At 71.2% G+C, this 15381-nt stretch carries 16 protein-coding genes; 8 read left to right on the top strand and 8 right to left on the bottom strand.

Translation table 11 applies throughout. From position 1 onward, the window contains the following. Positions 1–64: 64 nt before the first annotated feature. The 4 genes from ACZ61C_RS16545 to ACZ61C_RS16530 all read left to right on the top strand — a co-directional run bounded on the left by ACZ61C_RS16545 (position 65) and on the right by ACZ61C_RS16530 (position 3255). Positions 65–550, top strand: coding sequence for a hypothetical protein (locus tag ACZ61C_RS16545; RefSeq protein WP_465308254.1), 486 nt, complete (start codon positions 65–67; stop codon positions 548–550). A gap of 14 nt (positions 551–564) precedes the next feature. Further along, on the top strand, positions 565–1002 hold the full coding sequence (locus ACZ61C_RS16540) for an SRPBCC family protein (RefSeq protein WP_465307451.1): 438 nt from the start codon (positions 565–567) through the stop codon (positions 1000–1002). Between the two features lie 65 nt (positions 1003–1067). Then, entirely contained in the window at positions 1068–2480 is a 1413-nt protein-coding gene (locus tag ACZ61C_RS16535; RefSeq protein ID WP_465307449.1) for an MFS transporter, read from the top strand. A 100-nt stretch (positions 2481–2580) separates the two neighbouring features. Next, the gene (locus ACZ61C_RS16530; protein ID WP_465307447.1) at positions 2581–3255 is read left to right on the top strand and encodes a hypothetical protein; all 675 of its coding nucleotides are present in this window, start codon (positions 2581–2583) and stop codon (positions 3253–3255) included. 58 nt (positions 3256–3313) lie between these two features. Here the strand turns inward: ACZ61C_RS16530 and ACZ61C_RS16525 are convergent, their stop codons facing one another. The 4 genes from ACZ61C_RS16525 to ACZ61C_RS16510 form a co-directional block, all read right to left on the bottom strand. Next, a complete protein-coding gene (locus ACZ61C_RS16525; protein ID WP_465307445.1) occupies positions 3314–4969 on the bottom strand; it encodes a fumarate hydratase in 1656 nt (551 codons plus the stop codon). 841 nt (positions 4970–5810) lie between these two features. Then, positions 5811–6845, bottom strand: a complete 1035-nt coding sequence (locus tag ACZ61C_RS16520) for a sigma-70 family RNA polymerase sigma factor (protein ID WP_465307443.1) — start codon at positions 6843–6845, stop codon at positions 5811–5813. A gap of 286 nt (positions 6846–7131) precedes the next feature. Beyond that, positions 7132–7557, bottom strand: a complete 426-nt coding sequence (gene dtd, locus ACZ61C_RS16515) for a D-aminoacyl-tRNA deacylase (RefSeq protein WP_465307441.1) — start codon at positions 7555–7557, stop codon at positions 7132–7134. Then, on the bottom strand, positions 7554–9056 hold the full coding sequence (locus ACZ61C_RS16510) for a DUF7782 domain-containing protein (RefSeq protein WP_465307439.1): 1503 nt from the start codon (positions 9054–9056) through the stop codon (positions 7554–7556). The genes dtd and ACZ61C_RS16510 overlap by 4 nt, the downstream gene beginning before the upstream one ends. Before the next feature lie 28 nt (positions 9057–9084). Between ACZ61C_RS16510 and ACZ61C_RS16505 the strand changes: the two genes are divergently transcribed. Then, complete coding sequence (locus ACZ61C_RS16505; protein WP_465308252.1) at positions 9085–10350, top strand: amidohydrolase; 1266 nt, start codon at positions 9085–9087, stop codon at positions 10348–10350. A gap of 17 nt (positions 10351–10367) precedes the next feature. Then, on the top strand, positions 10368–10703 hold the full coding sequence (locus ACZ61C_RS16500; protein WP_465307437.1) for a DUF3099 domain-containing protein: 336 nt from the start codon (positions 10368–10370) through the stop codon (positions 10701–10703). Positions 10704–10733: 30 nt separating this feature from the next. On the opposite strand, the gene ACZ61C_RS16495 is transcribed toward ACZ61C_RS16500, so the two are convergent. From ACZ61C_RS16495 to ACZ61C_RS16480, 4 genes are read right to left on the bottom strand one after another with little or no spacing between them, the layout of a single operon-like run. Then, the gene (locus ACZ61C_RS16495; RefSeq protein ID WP_465307435.1) at positions 10734–11606 is read right to left on the bottom strand and encodes a carbohydrate kinase family protein; all 873 of its coding nucleotides are present in this window, start codon (positions 11604–11606) and stop codon (positions 10734–10736) included. Next, positions 11603–12508: a pseudouridine-5'-phosphate glycosidase gene (locus ACZ61C_RS16490; RefSeq protein ID WP_465307433.1), complete on the bottom strand. Its 906-nt coding sequence runs from the start codon at positions 12506–12508 to the stop codon at positions 11603–11605. The genes ACZ61C_RS16495 and ACZ61C_RS16490 overlap by 4 nt, the downstream gene beginning before the upstream one ends. Positions 12509–12517: 9 nt before the next feature. Next, positions 12518–13135: an HD domain-containing protein gene (locus tag ACZ61C_RS16485; protein ID WP_465307431.1), complete on the bottom strand. Its 618-nt coding sequence runs from the start codon at positions 13133–13135 to the stop codon at positions 12518–12520. Next, entirely contained in the window at positions 13135–13923 is a 789-nt protein-coding gene (locus ACZ61C_RS16480; protein WP_465307429.1) for a sporulation protein, read from the bottom strand. The genes ACZ61C_RS16485 and ACZ61C_RS16480 overlap by 1 nt, the downstream gene beginning before the upstream one ends. 67 nt (positions 13924–13990) lie before the next feature. On the opposite strand from ACZ61C_RS16480, the gene ACZ61C_RS16475 reads away from it, so the two are divergent. Next, entirely contained in the window at positions 13991–14233 is a 243-nt protein-coding gene (locus tag ACZ61C_RS16475) for a DUF3039 domain-containing protein (RefSeq protein ID WP_360767072.1), read from the top strand. Between the two features lie 166 nt (positions 14234–14399). After that, positions 14400–15236: a hypothetical protein gene (locus ACZ61C_RS16470; protein WP_465307427.1), complete on the top strand. Its 837-nt coding sequence runs from the start codon at positions 14400–14402 to the stop codon at positions 15234–15236. The last annotated feature ends 145 nt before the right edge of the window (positions 15237–15381 follow it).

Genomic DNA, 15381 nt, shown 5'->3' with positions numbered 1-15381 from the left:
GGCCACCGGTGCAACCCACCGCCCGTCCCGTTCCGTCTTCGGGGACATGAGGTACTTAGCGAAGGTGGTCGGAACAGGCGCGATCCTCTTGACGGCCACGGCCTGTGCCGGCCAGGACCTGCCCACCAGTCAACCCGCGGCCGGCGGCAGCTCGGTCGCCCCCACCGGCAGCGTTTCGACCTCGCCGAGCGAGTCGGTCCTGCCGGCGCCGCCGGACCAGCCGGGCAAACCCCGGCTCGAGGTGCCCGAGGGCAGCACCCCGGTGCCGCCGAACAAGGTCGACGCCGCCGCGCTGCCCGCCACCTACCCGCACGAGGTGTGGACGGCGAACGGCGGCACGATCCTCAACATCCGCGCCCAGGAGGGCGGCTGCGGCCACGCCCTCGGCGAGGCGACCGAGCAGGCGGGCGACCGCGTGGTCGTCAACCTGAGCGAGACCAAGGCGCAGACCGGCCAGATGTGCACGATGGACATCCGGTACCCGGTGATCTCCGTCGCCCTGGCGGCGCCGCTGGACCAGCGCACCGTCGTGTTGAAGACGACCAAATGATCTAGGCTCGGGTGATGGGTAGCCGTCAGGTCTCACGCACCGCGATCGTCGCCACGACCCCGGAGAAGATCTTCGGGCTCCTGGCCGATCCGGCCCAGCACCCGCTCATCGACGGGTCCGGCACGGTCCGGGCCGCCCAGTCCGGCGGCCCGGACCGGCTCGCGCTCGGCGCGAAGTTCGGCATGGACATGAAGATGGGCGCGTCCTACAAGATCCTCAACACCGTGGTCGAGTTCGAAGAGGGCCGCCTGATCGCCTGGCGGCACTTCAACGGCCACCGCTGGCGCTGGCGGCTCGAACCCGTCGACGGCGGCCGCACCGAGGTCACCGAGACCTTCGACTGGTCGACGGCGAAGTTCCCGCTCGCCATCAGCCTCAGCCCGTTCCCGCGAAAAAACGCCGAAGGCATCGAGAAGACGCTGGCCCGGCTCACGGAGCTGTTCCCGGCCTGACGAGGGCCCCGCCCATTAGTTGTACGATGCTTAATATTGTCCGTGCAACTAAAGTGGGGTAGTCGGTGCCACAGCCGGTCCGGCGGCGAGTGGTCCTCGCCGTCTGCTGCATGAGCCTCTTCATCGTCGGGCTCGACAACACGATCGTGAACCTCGCGCTCCCGGCGATCCGGGACGATCTGGGCGCGTCGGTGTCGAGTCTGCAGTGGACGATCGACGCGTACACGCTCGTCCTGGCGAGCCTGCTCATGCTGTCCGGCTCGACCGCGGACCGCGTCGGCCGCCGCCGGACCTTCCAGACCGGCCTCGCGCTGTTCAGCCTCGGCTCGCTGCTGTGCGGGGTCGCGCCGAACGTCGGGCTGCTGGTCGCCTTCCGCGCGCTGCAGGCGATCGGCGGGTCGATGCTCAACCCGGTCGCGCTCTCCATCGTCACCAACATCTTCACCGAGCCCCGCGAGCGCGCCCGCGCGATCGGCGTCTGGGCCGGGGTGGTCGGGCTGAGCATGGCGGTCGGGCCGGTGGTCGGCGGCGCGCTCGTCGGCTGGGCCGGCTGGCGCTCGATCTTCTGGATCAACGTCCCGGTCGGCGTGGCCGCGATCGTGCTGACGGCGCTGTTCGTCCCCGAGTCGCGCTCACCGCGCCCGCGCCGGCTCGACCCGGTGGGCCAGCTGCTGGTGATGGTCCTGCTGGCGTCGGTCACCTACGGGATCATCGAAGGCCGCGGCACCGGCTGGGGCTCGCCGCCGATCGTCGCCTGTTTTGTGGTCGCCGCGGTCGCGCTGGCGGTGCTGCTGCCCTACGAGCGCCGGCGGCGGGATCCGTTGCTGGAGCTCAGGTTCTTCCGCAGCGTCCCGTTTTCGGGTGCGACACTCACCGCGGTCACCGGGTTCTCCGCACTCGCGGGCTTCCTGTTCCTCAACACGCTGTACCTGCAGGAGACCCGCGGGTTTTCCGCGCTGCACGCGGGATTGCTGACCCTGCCGATGGCGGCGGTGACGGCGGTGTGCGCGCCGCTGTCGGGCCGCGTGGTCGGCGCGCGCGGGCCGCGGCTGCCGCTGCTGGTCGCGGGCGCGGGGATCACGGTCGCCGGGCTCGTGCTCGCCGGGATCGGCCCGGCCACGCCGGTTCCGGTGCTGGTACTGGGTTACGCGGTCTTCGGCGCCGGCTTCGGCATGCTCAACGCGCCGATCACGAACGCGGCGGTGTCCGGCATGCCCCGCGAGCGCGCGGGTCTCGCGGCGGCGGTGGCCTCGACCAGCCGTCAGGTGGGGATCTCGCTCGGGGTCGCGGTCATCGGCGCGGTCGTCGCGGCCGGGGAGCCGACGGTCGCGCCGGGGACGGGACACCTCGCGTGGGGGATCGTCGCGGGCTGCGGAGTGCTGGTGTTCGCCCTCGGCCTGGCGACGACGGGCCGCTGGGCGCTGGCCACCGCGGCGCGGGTCAATGGTCCGGACCACGACGTGGCGCCGGTCGGCTGAGCTTCTTCGAAGCCGTCGAAAACTCTTCGCAAATCCGGTGAACCGACGCTGTTACCGAGCCGTGTCCATGGTTGAGGTGGTGATCAGAGAGGAGGGGCACATGCCCCGGTTGAGCAGTGGTCGGCACCGCAAGCAGGCGACCGTCGGTCTGGCCGCGTTGCTGGGTGTTTCCGGCGTCACCGCGGCCGCGATCGCGCTGAGCAGTCCCGCGGGCAACGCGGCCGAAGCGCCGAAGGAGAACTGTGGCGGGCTCGACACCGCCCTGCAGAACAACTTGAACTTCATCGCGGGCCAGCAGGCGAACCCGGACGCGCAGTCGGCCGCGAGGATCGCCAACCGGCAGGCGGTCGTGGACCTGATCCAGCAGCGGCGGCAGGTCGCGGGCTGCACGGCGAACGTCGCGGCGAACAACGGCGCGCCGGCCCGGCAGGCCCCGGCCCAGCAAGCGCAGGCCCCGGCGCAGCAGGCGCCCGCGCAGCAGAACCAGAACCAGGCCGGGGCGGACACCGGGAACCACGGCGCGACCGGCGACGTCGTGTGCGCCGGCTCCACCGTGACGCTCTCGGGCGAAGGGGGCGCGCCGGCCGCGTCGAGCAACCAGTTCCCGGCGGGGACGAAGCTGAAGGTGACCAACCTGGACAACTCGAAGTCCACGACGGTCGAGGTGACCTCGGTGTCGGGCAGCTGCACGCTGCTCAACAACGCGGCCTTCGAACAGGTTCGGGAACCCGGAAAGTTCCTCATCCGGCGCGCGCGGATCGAGCGCGTCGGCTGAGGGAGCAGGGAAAGAAAGGGGGCATCGGCGGCGGGCCGGTGTCCCCTTCCCCTGTGTCCTAACGGAAGCTGATCTGCAGCACCGGGTCTCCGGTGCTGGCGAAGAAGTCGTTGCCCTTGTCGTCGATGACGATGAACGCGGGGAAGTCCTCGACCTCGATCTTCCAGACGGCTTCCATGCCGAGCTCGGCGTACTCGAGGACGTCGACCTTCTTGATGCAGTCCTGCGCGAGCCGCGCGGCCGGGCCGCCGATCGAGCCGAGGTAGAACCCGCCGTGCGTCTGGCACGCGGAGGTCACCTGCTTCGAGCGGTTTCCCTTGGCCAGCATGACGAATGAGCCGCCGGCGGCCTGGAACTGCTCGACGTAGGAGTCCATCCGCCCGGCGGTCGTGGGCCCGAACGAGCCGGACGCGTAACCCTCCGGCGTCTTGGCCGGGCCCGCGTAGTAGACCGGGTGGTTCTTCAGGTACTCCGGCATCTCCTCACCGGCGTCGAGGCGCTCGGCGATCTTCGCGTGCGCGATGTCACGCGCGACGACCAGCGGCCCGGTGAGCGAAAGCCGCGTCTTGACCGGCAGCTGCGAGAGCTGCGCGCGGATCTCGGCCATCGGCCGGTTGAGGTCGACGCTCACGACGTCGTCCGAGAGGTCCGCTTCGGTGATCTCGGGGAGGAAGCGAGCGGGGTCGCGCTCGAGCTGTTCGATGAAGACGCCGTCCGCGGTGATCTTCGCCTTGGCCTGACGGTCGGCGGAGCAGCTGACGGCGACGCCGACCGGGCAGCTGGCGCCGTGGCGGGGGAGCCGGATGACGCGGACGTCGTGGCAGAAGTACTTACCGCCGAACTGCGCGCCGATGCCGAACTGGCGGGTCATTTCGAGGACCTGCTGCTCGAGGTCGCGGTCGCGGAAGGCGTGGCCCAGCTCGGAACCCTCCTGCGGCAAGTTGTCGAGATAACGCGCCGACGCGAGCTTTGCGACCTTCAAGTTGAACTCGGCGGACATGCCGCCGACGACGATCGCGAGGTGGTACGGCGGGCAGGCCGCGGTGCCGAGGCTGCGCAGCTTCTCGTCGAGGAAGCGCGCGAGCCGCTTCGGGTTCAGGACGGCTTTTGTTTCCTGGTAGAGGAAAGTCTTGTTGGCGCTGCCGCCGCCCTTGGCCATGAAGAGGAACTCGTAGGAGGCGTCCCCCTCCTTGTGGTATAGCTCGATCTGCGCGGGGAGGTTGGTGCCGGTGTTGCGCTCGTCCCAGAAGTTGACGGGCGCCATCTGCGAGTAGCGCAGGTTCAGCTGCTGGTAGGCGTCGAAGATGCCCTGCGAGAGCGCGCGCTCGTCGTCTCCGCCGGTGAGCACGCCCTCGCCGCGCTTGCCGATGACGATCGCGGTGCCGGTGTCCTGGCACATCGGGAGGACGCCGCCGGCGGAGATGGCGGCGTTGCGGAGCAGGTCCATCGCGACGAAGCGGTCGTTGCCGCTGGCTTCGGGGTCGTCCACGATGGCGCGCAGCTGCTCGAGGTGTGATGTGCGCAACAGGTGCTGGATGTCCTTGATCGCGGTGCGCGCGAGGGTGGTCAGCGCGTTCGGCTCGATCTTCAGGAAGGTCCGCCCGGCGGCTTCGACGGTCTCGACGCCCTCGGCGGTGACCAGCCGGTACTCGGTCTTGGTGTCCTTGCCGAGGGGGAGGACTTCGGTGTGCTGAAACGTGGTGGTGGACGGCACTGCCAGGCTCCTTTGCCAGCTCCGGGATCGGTCCACCTTACGCAGGATGGTCGGGGGGTGGGATGGGCACCTGGGTCGGTGTGGGGCACCCCACTTGGGGTCCGGTGTGGGCCGGCCGCGCGGGTTGCTGCGAGTTGTCCGCGTGGGGGCGCTTGGGTTACTCGCTGTGGGTTACTCGCGCGGTGTTGCTGTGGGCCATCCCGCGGTTCTTCGTTCGGGCGCGGTTTCGTGTCCCCGCCACCCCGACGCCCGATTGTGACTACGGCCGGCAGTACCGCGTCAAGGCGGGAAAGATGCCTTGACCCGGCACCGCCGGCCGTGTTCTGGCTTCGGATCGGGGTTGCGGGGGGTCTGGCTGGCTTGGCTGCCGCGGCTGCCTGCCTACCTGCCTGGGTGGTGCCTTCGGCGTTGAACGCACCGAAGGCCGCCTTCGGTGCGTTCAACGCAACCAAGGCCGCCTTGGGGCGCTGGAAAGCCCCTGCCATCGGCGCTTGAACCGCTCGGCGAACGTGCTTCGCCACCGCTGAGCTGGTCGGGAGGCCGGGTCCACCCCGACGGACCCGACCTCCCGGGGAGAGCGACCGGATGCGTGCGCATCCGGGCGCGTGGTCTGCGCCGGTGCCGGTGGAAGCCGCTAGACGAATGTGGCGTGATGCACGTCATAAGTCAACGCGGCCGAACGGGTGTCGGCGAAGGGTTGCTACCCCCGTTCTGTGGGGGCAAAACCTCTTTTTCGTGGAAAATTTTCCAAGTCCGGCGCCGTGAAACCCGGACCTGCTGGTCATCGACACGCAAAAGGGGCGGGCACCCGTGGTGCCCGCCCCTTTTGCGGCAGAGTCGATCAGCTGGCGTACGCGCGGAGCCGGTCTGCGCGCTCGCCCTGGCGGAGCTTGGACATGACCTCGCGCTCGATCTGGCGGACGCGCTCGCGGGACAGCCCGAAGTGCTTGCCGATCTGGTCGAGTGTGCGGGGCTGGCCGTCGTCGAGGCCGTAGCGCAGGCGGATCACGTGCTGCTCGCGGTCGTCCAGCGTCGCGAGGACGCGGCGCAGGTCGTCCTGCAGCAGGCCCGAGATCACGGCGCTCTCGGCGTCGGTCGCCTCGGAGTCCTCGATGAAGTCGCCGAGCGGGGCGTCCTCCTCCGTGCCGACCGGCATGTCCAGGCTTACCGGGTCACGCGAGTGGTCGAGCAGGTCGGAGATCTTGTGCGCCGGGATGCCCGACTCGGCCGCCAGCTCGTCGTTCGTCGCGTCGCGGCCGAGCTGCTGGTGCAGGTCGCGCTTGATGCGGGCCAGCTTGTTCACCTGTTCCACCAGGTGGACCGGGAGCCGGATGGTGCGGCCCTGGTCGGCCATGCCCCTGGTGATGGCCTGCCGGATCCACCACGTGGCGTAGGTCGAGAACTTGAACCCCTTGGAGTAGTCGAACTTCTCCACCGCGCGGATCAGGCCCAGGTTCCCCTCCTGGATCAGGTCCAGCAGCGGCATCCCCCGGCCGGTGTACCGCTTGGCCAGCGACACGACGAGGCGCAGGTTGGCCTCGAGCAGGTGGTTCTTCGCCACGTGCCCGTCGCGCACCAGGGCGGCGAGCTCGGTGCGGCGCTTGGTGGTGAGGTTCTCGCCGGTGTCCAGCATGTGCTGGGCGAACACGCCGGCTTCGATGCGCTTCGCGAGCTCGACCTCGTCGGCCGCGGACAGGAGGGCCGTCTTGCCGATGCCGTTGAGGTAGACGCGCACGAGGTCGGCGGCGGGGCTCTGGGCGTCGAGGTCGGCGTCGGTGAGCGCCCCCACGCTCAGCGACGACGGTTCCTCGGACGCCTGAGCCGGGATGCGCTCGCGAATCCCGCGCGACTCGCGTTCGAGAGTCTGGACTGACATTCTGCCTCCCCGGTCACGGGCTGAACGTGCTGCTGCGGTGGTCCGCCGGTGCGCACCCGCGGCCCGGGGCCTGTGGAGCCCGGTACGCCGGTCCGGCCGGCTTGGCTGGACATCTGGCACAACGCTCCGGGTTCCCGAAACGTTCCCGGCTCGCTGAAAAGGAGACGACTCCGGGCGCCCTCCGGTTGCTCCACCATTGCTGAGCTTTTGCTGAGAACACGCGACCGACGGGAAACCTGAGAATCCCGTGTGAATCGGGTCGGGAACTGAACCCTCCCGGGGTGGTCTAGACCTCTACGAGAACGGTGAACGGGCCGTCGTTGACGCTCGACACCGCCATCATCGCCCCGAACCGTCCCGTTGCCACGGTGGCGCCGCGTCCGCGCAGCTCGGCCACCACGGCGTCCACCAACGGTTCGGCGACCTCCGGCCGCGCGGCCTGCGTCCACGACGGCCGCCGGCCTTTCTTCGTGTCGCCGTAGAGCGTGAACTGGCTCACCACGAGCAGCGGCGCATTCGCCGTGGCGCATGATTCCTCGTCGCGGAGCACGCGCAGTTCGTGCAGTTTCCGCGCCATCGTGACGGCCTTCGGCGGGTCGTCGTCGGCGTGGATTCCCAGCAGCACCAGCAAACCCGGCTCGTCGATGGCGCCGACGACCTCACCCGCGACGGTGACGTCCGCCCGGGTGACGCGGGCGGCGACGGCCCTCACCGGCCCGCCGGGACGAGCATTCCGTGGCGGACGAGCTCACGCACGACGGGCAGCGCGGCGGCCGCCAGCTCCGAGGCCTCCAAGCCCTGCGCGGCCGCGAGAAGCTCGATCAGGTCTTCCAGGGGCAACGCGCCACGGCAGCCCGCGAGCAGCCGCGCGGCCAGCTCGTCGACCTCGTGCTGCCAGCCCGGCCCGTCGGTGCGGTGCAACCGCCGGATGGTCGTTTCCCAGCCCTCGTCCCCGGGTTCCTCGACGCTTTCCAGTAAAACCGTGTCGGGCACCACAAAACGGACATCAAGGAGCGAATCGCCCGATTCGCGCAGCCATTCCACCCGGTCGAGCCAGCCCGCCGCTTCCGGGCCCAGCGGGTCGTCGTAGGCCTGCCGCAGGTCTTCGCAGACGACGGTCGGAGTCCGCCCGGCCGCGCGGCGCAGGGTGACGAACCCGAAGCCGATGCCGCGGACGTCGTTCGCCGCGAACCAGTCGAGCCAGGCCGCCGCCTTCACCCGCCCCTCGGGCGAGCGCGGCTCGATGCCCGCGTCCCGCAGCCACGTGCCGACGTACAGCGCCGGGTCGGCGACGTCCCGCTGGACGAACCAGGCGTCGGTCTCGGCGGGCAGCCAGCGGCTCACCCGGTCGGCCCAGTCCTCGCGGCCGGTGTGCAGCCAGGACGCCAGCAGCTGCCCGACCCCGCCGTCGTTCAGGAAACCCGGGAGCTGCCGCACGACCAGCGCGCTCGCGTCGTCGCCGGCCAGCCCGGAGTCGCGGTAGGTGTAGTCGACGCGCGCCGGGCCGACCACGAACGGCGGGTTGCAGACGACCTGGTCGAACTTCCGCCGCGCGACCGGCGCGAACCACTCGCCGCGCGCGAGCTCGACGTCCAGCTCGTTGAGCCGGAACGTCGCCGCGGCCAGCGCCAGCGCCCGCTCCGAGACGTCGGTGGCGGTCACGCGCTGTGCGTGCCGGGTCGCGTGCAGCGCCTGCACGCCGTTGCCGGTGCCCAGGTCGAGCAGGGTGCCGACCGGGCGGCGGCTGGTCGCGCGGATCAGCGACAGCGACGCGTGGCCGACCCCGAGCACGTGGTCCTCGGGCACCGCGGCGCCGAGCACGTCGGCGTCGAGGTCGGAGACCACCCACCAGGAGCCTTCTTCGTCGCCGTGCGGGCGGACGTCGAGCGCGGCGCGGTAGCCGTCGGCGGCCAGGGTGAGCAGGCCCGCCGAGACCGCGTCTTCCGGCGTCAGCGGCGCGAACGCCGCCTTGACCTGCGTCTCCGGCTCGGTGCCGCCCAGCAGGAACAGCCGGATCAACGTGCCCAGCTCACCCGCGTCGCGGCTCGCGCGCTCGGCCGGCACCGGCTCGCCGCGGCCCAGCGCCGCGTGGGCGGCGCCGCCGAGGGCGCCCACCACGCCATCGGCGTCGTAGCCGGTGCGGCGGAAGGCTTCGCGCAGCCTCGCGCAGACGTCGTCGGACAGGTCGGGCAGTACGCTTCGCGTGCTCACGGTGGGTAATGCTGCCACGATGGCCCCTGTGACCCTCGAAGACGTCCTCACCCCGCTCGCCGCGGCGCTGCCCGAGCTCGAAGCGCTGTACATCGACCTCCACCGCCACCCCGAGCTCTCGTTCGCCGAGACCCGGACCGCGGCCGAGCTGGCCCGGCGGCTGGAGCGCGACGGCTACGAGGTGCACACCGGCATCGCCGGCACCGGCGTGCTGGGCGTCCTGCGCAACGGCGAGGGCCCGACGGTCCAGCTGCGCGCCGACATCGACGCGCTGCCGGTCGAGGAGAAGACCGGGCTGTCGTACGCGAGCACCGAGCGCGGCACCGACGAGCACGGCAAGGACGTCCCGGTCATGCACGCCTGCGGGCACGACATGCACGCGACCTGGCTCTCCGGCGCCGCCGCGCTGCTCGCGAAGGGCCGCGACACGTGGTCCGGCACGCTGCTGGTGGTGTTCCAGCCCGGCGAGGAGAGCGCGGGCGGGGCGTCGGCGATGGTCCGCGACGGCCTCTTCGAGATCGCCGGGAAACCGGACGTCGTGTTCGGCCAGCACCTGGTGCCCGGCCCGGCCGGCTGGGTGCTCACCCGCCCCGGCGTGATCATGGCCGCGACCGACACCCTGCGCATCACGCTGCACGGCCGCGGCGGGCACGGCTCGCGTCCCGAGACGACCGTCGACCCGGCCGTGCTCGCCGCGTCCGTGGTGCTCAAGCTGCAGACGATCGTGTCGCGGGAGATCGCGGCCACCGAGTCGGCCGTGGTCACCGTCGGCTCGCTGCACGTCGGCACCGCGAGCAACGTGATCGCCGACGAGGCCGTGCTCGAGGTCAACGTCCGGTCGTTCGACCAGGCGGTCCGGGAGCGGGTGCTGGCCGCGGTCGAGCGGATCGCGAACGGCGAGTCCGCGACGGCCGGCGCGCCGAAGCCGCCCGAAATCGTCCGGTTCGGCTCCTACCCGATCACGGAGAACGACGAGGCCGCCAACAACGCGCTCACCGAGGTCTTCCGCGCCCGCTTCGGCGCCGACGTCGTGCTGCCGGCGCCGCTGGTCACCGGCAGCGAGGACTTCAGCGAGTTCGGCCGCGCGGCCGGCGCGCCGTCGGTGTTCTGGCTGGTCGGCGGCTTCGACCCGGAGACGGTCGTCACGGCGATGACCGAAGGCCGGTTCGAACGCGACATCCCGTCGAACCACTCGCCGCGGTTCGCCCCGGTGCTGCACCCGACCCTGCGCACCGGCATCGAGACGCTCGTCGCGGCCGCGTTGAGCCGGTTGAGCCACCCCGGTGTCGGATGAGCCCCGCGGGTGGGACGATGGACGGCGGAGGTGGTGCAGTGACCATGCCCGCCAACGACTCGGACCCGGTGCTGATCACCGCGGCGGCCCCGTCGTACGAAGAGCAGTTCAAGGCGCGCAAGCGCAAGTACGTGATCATGATGGGCTGCCGCATCCCGTGCCTGATCCTGGCCGGGCTGACCTACCACACGTGGTGGCTGGCGCTGGGGTTCCTCGCGATCTCGGTCCCGCTGCCGTGGATCGCGGTGCTGATCGCCAACGACCGCCCGCCGCGCAAGTCCGAGAAGGTCAACACCTACCGGGCCGAGGCGACGGCGATCGAAGGCACCAGCCACCGCGTCATCGACGGCTGACAAGCGTAGCTTTCACGTGAAAGCTACGCCTCAGGACGGCTGCGGGCCCACCTTCCCGACGGCCAGCGCGCCCAGGCGCGTCCCTTGCCGCAGGACGTCCACAGTGGACTCCCCGGCGAGCCAGCCGGTGAGCACGCCCGCGTCGAACGCGTCCCCCGCGCCCGTCGAGTCGAGGCACTCGGCCTCGACCGCGGGCACGCTCGTGACGCCACCCGCGTCGACCCAGCTGGCGCCGTCCAGCCCGGCGGTCACGACCACGGCGCCGACCGTGCCGAGCAGCTCCTTCGCCGACGCCGGGTCCGCCGAACCGGTCAGCGCGACCAGCTCTTCGGTGTTCGGCATCAGCAGGTCGGCCCCGCGCACGTCGTCGAGGAAGGCCGCCGGGTCGGTGATGTGCGCCGCCGCCTGCGGGTCGACCGACGTCGTCAACCCCGCTTCCTTGGCGGCGGCCAGCGCCGCGAGCCCGGCCGCGCGCGACGGCGGGTCCAGCAGCACGTACCCGGACAGGTGCAGGTGGCTCGCGCCCGCCAGCACCTCCGGGGTGACGTCCTCGGGGGAGAAGCGCTGGTTCGCGCCGCGGTCGGCGAGCATGCTGCGCTGCCCGGAGCCGTCGACCATCACCACGACGCAGCACGTCGGCGCCTCGTCGTCGACCGCGAACGCGCACCGCACCCCCGCGGCCTCCAGCTCCGCGCGGATCAGCCGGCCGCCCGGGTCGTTGCCGATCCGGGCGAGGAGCGTCGTCTCCGCGCCGAGGGAACGCAGCCACAGCGCCGTGTTGGCGCCCGAGCCGCCGCCGGTGAACCGGATCTTCGCGCGGGCGTCACCCCCGTGCGGCAACGGCTTCTCGTGCCGGGCGATCACGTCCAGGGCCGCGTCGCCGACCACCACGATCCCGCTCATGCCAGCGCCACCGCCACCTCGGTTGCCAGCTTCGCGTTGTTGAGCACCAGCGCCTCGTTGGCGTCGATGCTCACGCCGCCGCTCGCGGTGTGGAAGTGCTCCAGCAGCACCGGCGTGACTTCGGCGCCGTGCACGCCCCGCTCGGCGACCAGCGCCAGGCCCTCGGCGAGCAGCCGGTCGTGCAGCTCTTTGTCCATTTCGGACGCTTCGGGGATCGGGTTCGCCAGCAGGACACCGGAATCCGCGTACGCGCGGTGGGCGGCGACCACGGCGGCGGTCTGCTTCGGGTCATCGACGCGCCAGCCGACCGCGTGGCCCGACGAGCGGAGGTAGAACGCCGGGAAGTCGTCGGTGCGGTACCCCAGCACCGGCACCGAGTTCGTCTCCAGCACTTCCAGCGTCGCCGGGATGTCGAGGACCGACTTCACGCCGGAGCAGACGACCACGGTCGGCACCTTCGCGAGCACGCCGAGGTCCGCCGAGACGTCCCACGACTGCGCGGCGCCGACGTGCACCCCGCCGAGGCCGCCCGTGGCGAACATCCCGATGCCGGCCGCGGCGGCCAGCGCCGACGTGCTCGCCACGGTCGTCGCGCCCGAGCGGCCGAGGCCGACGGCCGGGCCGAGGTCGCGCAGCGACAGCTTGTCCAGCCCGGCGTCCGGCGCGCAGACGCGCTCGAGCTCGGCGGGGGAGAGGCCGACGACGACCTTGCCGTCGAGCACGGCGATGGTGGCCGGGACGGCGCCGCCGTCGCGCACGACCCGCTCGAGGCGGCGGGCGACGTCGAGGTTGCGGCCGGCGGGGAGGCCGTGGGACAGGATGGTGCTCTCCAGCGCGACGACGGGGTGCCCGTCACGCAGCGCGGAAGCGACCTCTTCGTGCAGGTTGAGTGGGGTGGTCACGAGGAACCATCATCGGTGATCGGCTCGCTCGGCGCGCCAGTGGGTCAGCTCGGCCGTCAGGTTCTTCACCGCGGTGGTCGCCCAGCGTGTCCGTGCGGCTTCGCTGCGGTAGAGCGTCCGGGACAGCATGCCTTCGAGGACGGCGATACGGCCTTCGCGCCAGACGTCGTCGGGGTACTTCGCGTACTCCTCGCGCACCGCCTTGGCGTACGCGGCGTACTTCGCTTCCGGCGCGCCGAGGATGGCGAGATCGGCGTCGAGCAACGCGGTGGCGAGGTGGTCGTCCGCCGGCGCGTCGTGCTTGATCGTGGCGAGGATGAGGCCTTCGACACGGCTGATGTGCTCTTCTCGGACGCCTTCCAGCGCTTCGCGGGCCCATGCCGCGCTGGCGCGTTCGTCTTCGCCGGGCTTCGCGTCGTACACGACGTCGTGAGTCCAGGCGGCCGCGGCGACGATCGCGCGGTCGGTCTCGTCGAGGTCCGCGGCCAGCCAGGCGGAGTCCCGCGCGACCGCGGCCGCGTGGTCGAGCGTGTGATAGCGGCGGTGCGGTTCGCCGTAGCGGGCTTCGAGGAGTGGCCACGCATCGGGCCGGCCGCCCAGCACCCCGGTCGCGGCGCTCCACTCCATCAGTCGAAGATGCCCCGCGGCCGCGCCACCTGGTCGAGCCAGTCTTCGAGCTGCTTCTCCCAGTTGACGTCCGGCTTCATGGTGAACATCCCGAGGAAGTCCTGCCCGCGGCCGCCGAAGCCGCCGCTCTTGCTCACCCGGACGTTCTTGGTGACCTCCAGGACGACGTCCGTGCGGCTCGACGACGCCAGGAACGTCACCGCGAGCTGGGAGAACACGCTCGCGAAGCGCGGCGAAGGCGTGAAGCGGACCTCCTGGAAGAACGGCAGCTGCTGCTGAGCGCCGTTGATCCGGCCCTGCTCGAGGATCGCCTCGCGGAAGACGAAGCCGATCCGGCTCAGCGCGTCGAGGACCCGCTTCTGCGCCGGGATCGGCTCGATCGCCACGGCGTCGGCGTCGAAGGGGTCCGACACCGCTGCCGCCAGGTCGAGCTCGGCGCGCACGCCGACCGCCATCCCGGTGAGCGGCTTGCCGAAGACGCTGGTGATCGGCGTCTCCCAGGGCAACGGCAGCTCGAACGGCAGCCGGACCTGCTGGCCGGCGCGGATGGTCTCGGCGCCCACCAGGTGCTGGGAGCCGAACGGGAGGTCTTCGGTCTTGTCCGCGCCGGGGACCTGGACGCGGGCCAGCAGCGTGACGTCAAGGCCCTTGATCTCCTGGTCGACCTCGCCGCCGGCCAGCAGGACCTCGCCGTGCAGGGGGCGACCGGGGGAAGCGGTCCGGTCGAGCAGCCGGGCGTCGATCTTCGCCCCGCCCGAGCCGAACGTCGCGAGCACCTTCTGGAACATGCCGCAGATCCTGCCAGGCCGGGGGGCTTTCGTACGAGGTTCGGCGGGACTCGGGCACAATGGCCGGGTGAGCACCGAGACGCTGACGAAGCCGGAGACCACGCCCGAGGGCACGGACACCACCGACGACGACACCCCGAAGATGTTCCACTACGTGAAGAAGAACAAGATCGCCGAGAGCGCGGTCATGGGCAACTTCGTGGTGGCGCTCTGCGGCGAGGTCTTCCCGGTGACGAAGTCGCCGAAGCCGGGTTCGCCGGTCTGCCCGGCCTGCAAGGAGATCTTCGACGGGCTGCGCCCGGGCGAGTGACCCCGGCCTGAATCCCCCCGGCGGGTGAGCCCGCCGGGGCTTTCCGCTGTCCGGAACCGGACAGCTTCGCGAACAAACGTGAAAAACCTTCATTCGGCGGGTGTGCGGGGTGCGGGACTCCTGGTAAATCCCTGACGCCAGGTTTCCTCACCCACCGGAGTCGCACATGCGCAGGACCGGGATCGTCGTCGCCGTAGCCGCCTTGCTCACCGTGTTCGCGCCCGCGCTGGCGCAGGCCGTCACGGGCTGGTCGGAGGTCGGGCGGGACCAAGCCCGCGCCCTCGACGAGAGCCAGGGGCTCGCCACGATCGTCCGCCCGTCGGGCACCACCATCCGCTACACCGGGATCAGCACCATCCCGGCGGACCTGAGCTCCCAGGGCTGGAACCACGTCGGCGACCCGGGCTCGGCCCAGGGCTGGTACGTCGAGCCCTACCAGCGTGACGACCGGGGCGCGAAGCTCTTCCGCGTCCAGGCCCCGGACGGCAGCTGGAAGAACTTCAAGCACACCCTCGAATCGTGGGAAGCGAACAACAACTCCTTCGCCGCGGTCTCGCCCGACGCCCGCTGGATGGTGGCGGGGGAGTGGGGCACGATGGACCGCCTCCTGGTCCACCCGATGCCCGGCGCCGTCGCCACCGACCCGGCCGCCAACCTGCCGCCGGCGGGCACGATCCGGCTCGACCACCCGGTCCGCGACGTCCAGGGCTGCGACTTCCAGACGGCGACCCGCCTCCTCTGCGCGTCCGACGACCCGGACGGCAGCCTCTTCGGCACGACGAAGCCGCTGCTGCAGGTGGATCTCGCGGGCCCGCTGTCCGGTTCGGACGTCGCGGGGCACGTGACGTCGCTGGGCCAGCTCCCGCTGCGCAGCGGCTGCAGCGGCAACTTCGAGGTCGAAGGCATCGACTTCGACGAGCGGGACAACACCCTGCGCGTGATCGTGATGTCGCCGAGCATCTGCATCCTCTTCGACAGCATGACCTACCGCTTCCGCCAGTAGCCGAGATGCCGAGGCCCGCACTTTCACGTGAAAGTGCGGGCCTCGGCACGTCCGGGGCGGGAACGTCCCATGGAAAGGCCGCTTTGGGTTGGGAGGTGGGGGAGGGGTCTCGTGAATCCCAACCCTACGCCTTCCCCCGGTGGCG

It is taken from the genome of Amycolatopsis sp. NPDC104587, from assembly GCF_055583645.1.
Note: the sequence above shows the minus strand (reverse complement) of the source record. Positions and strands in the feature narration are given on the sequence as shown.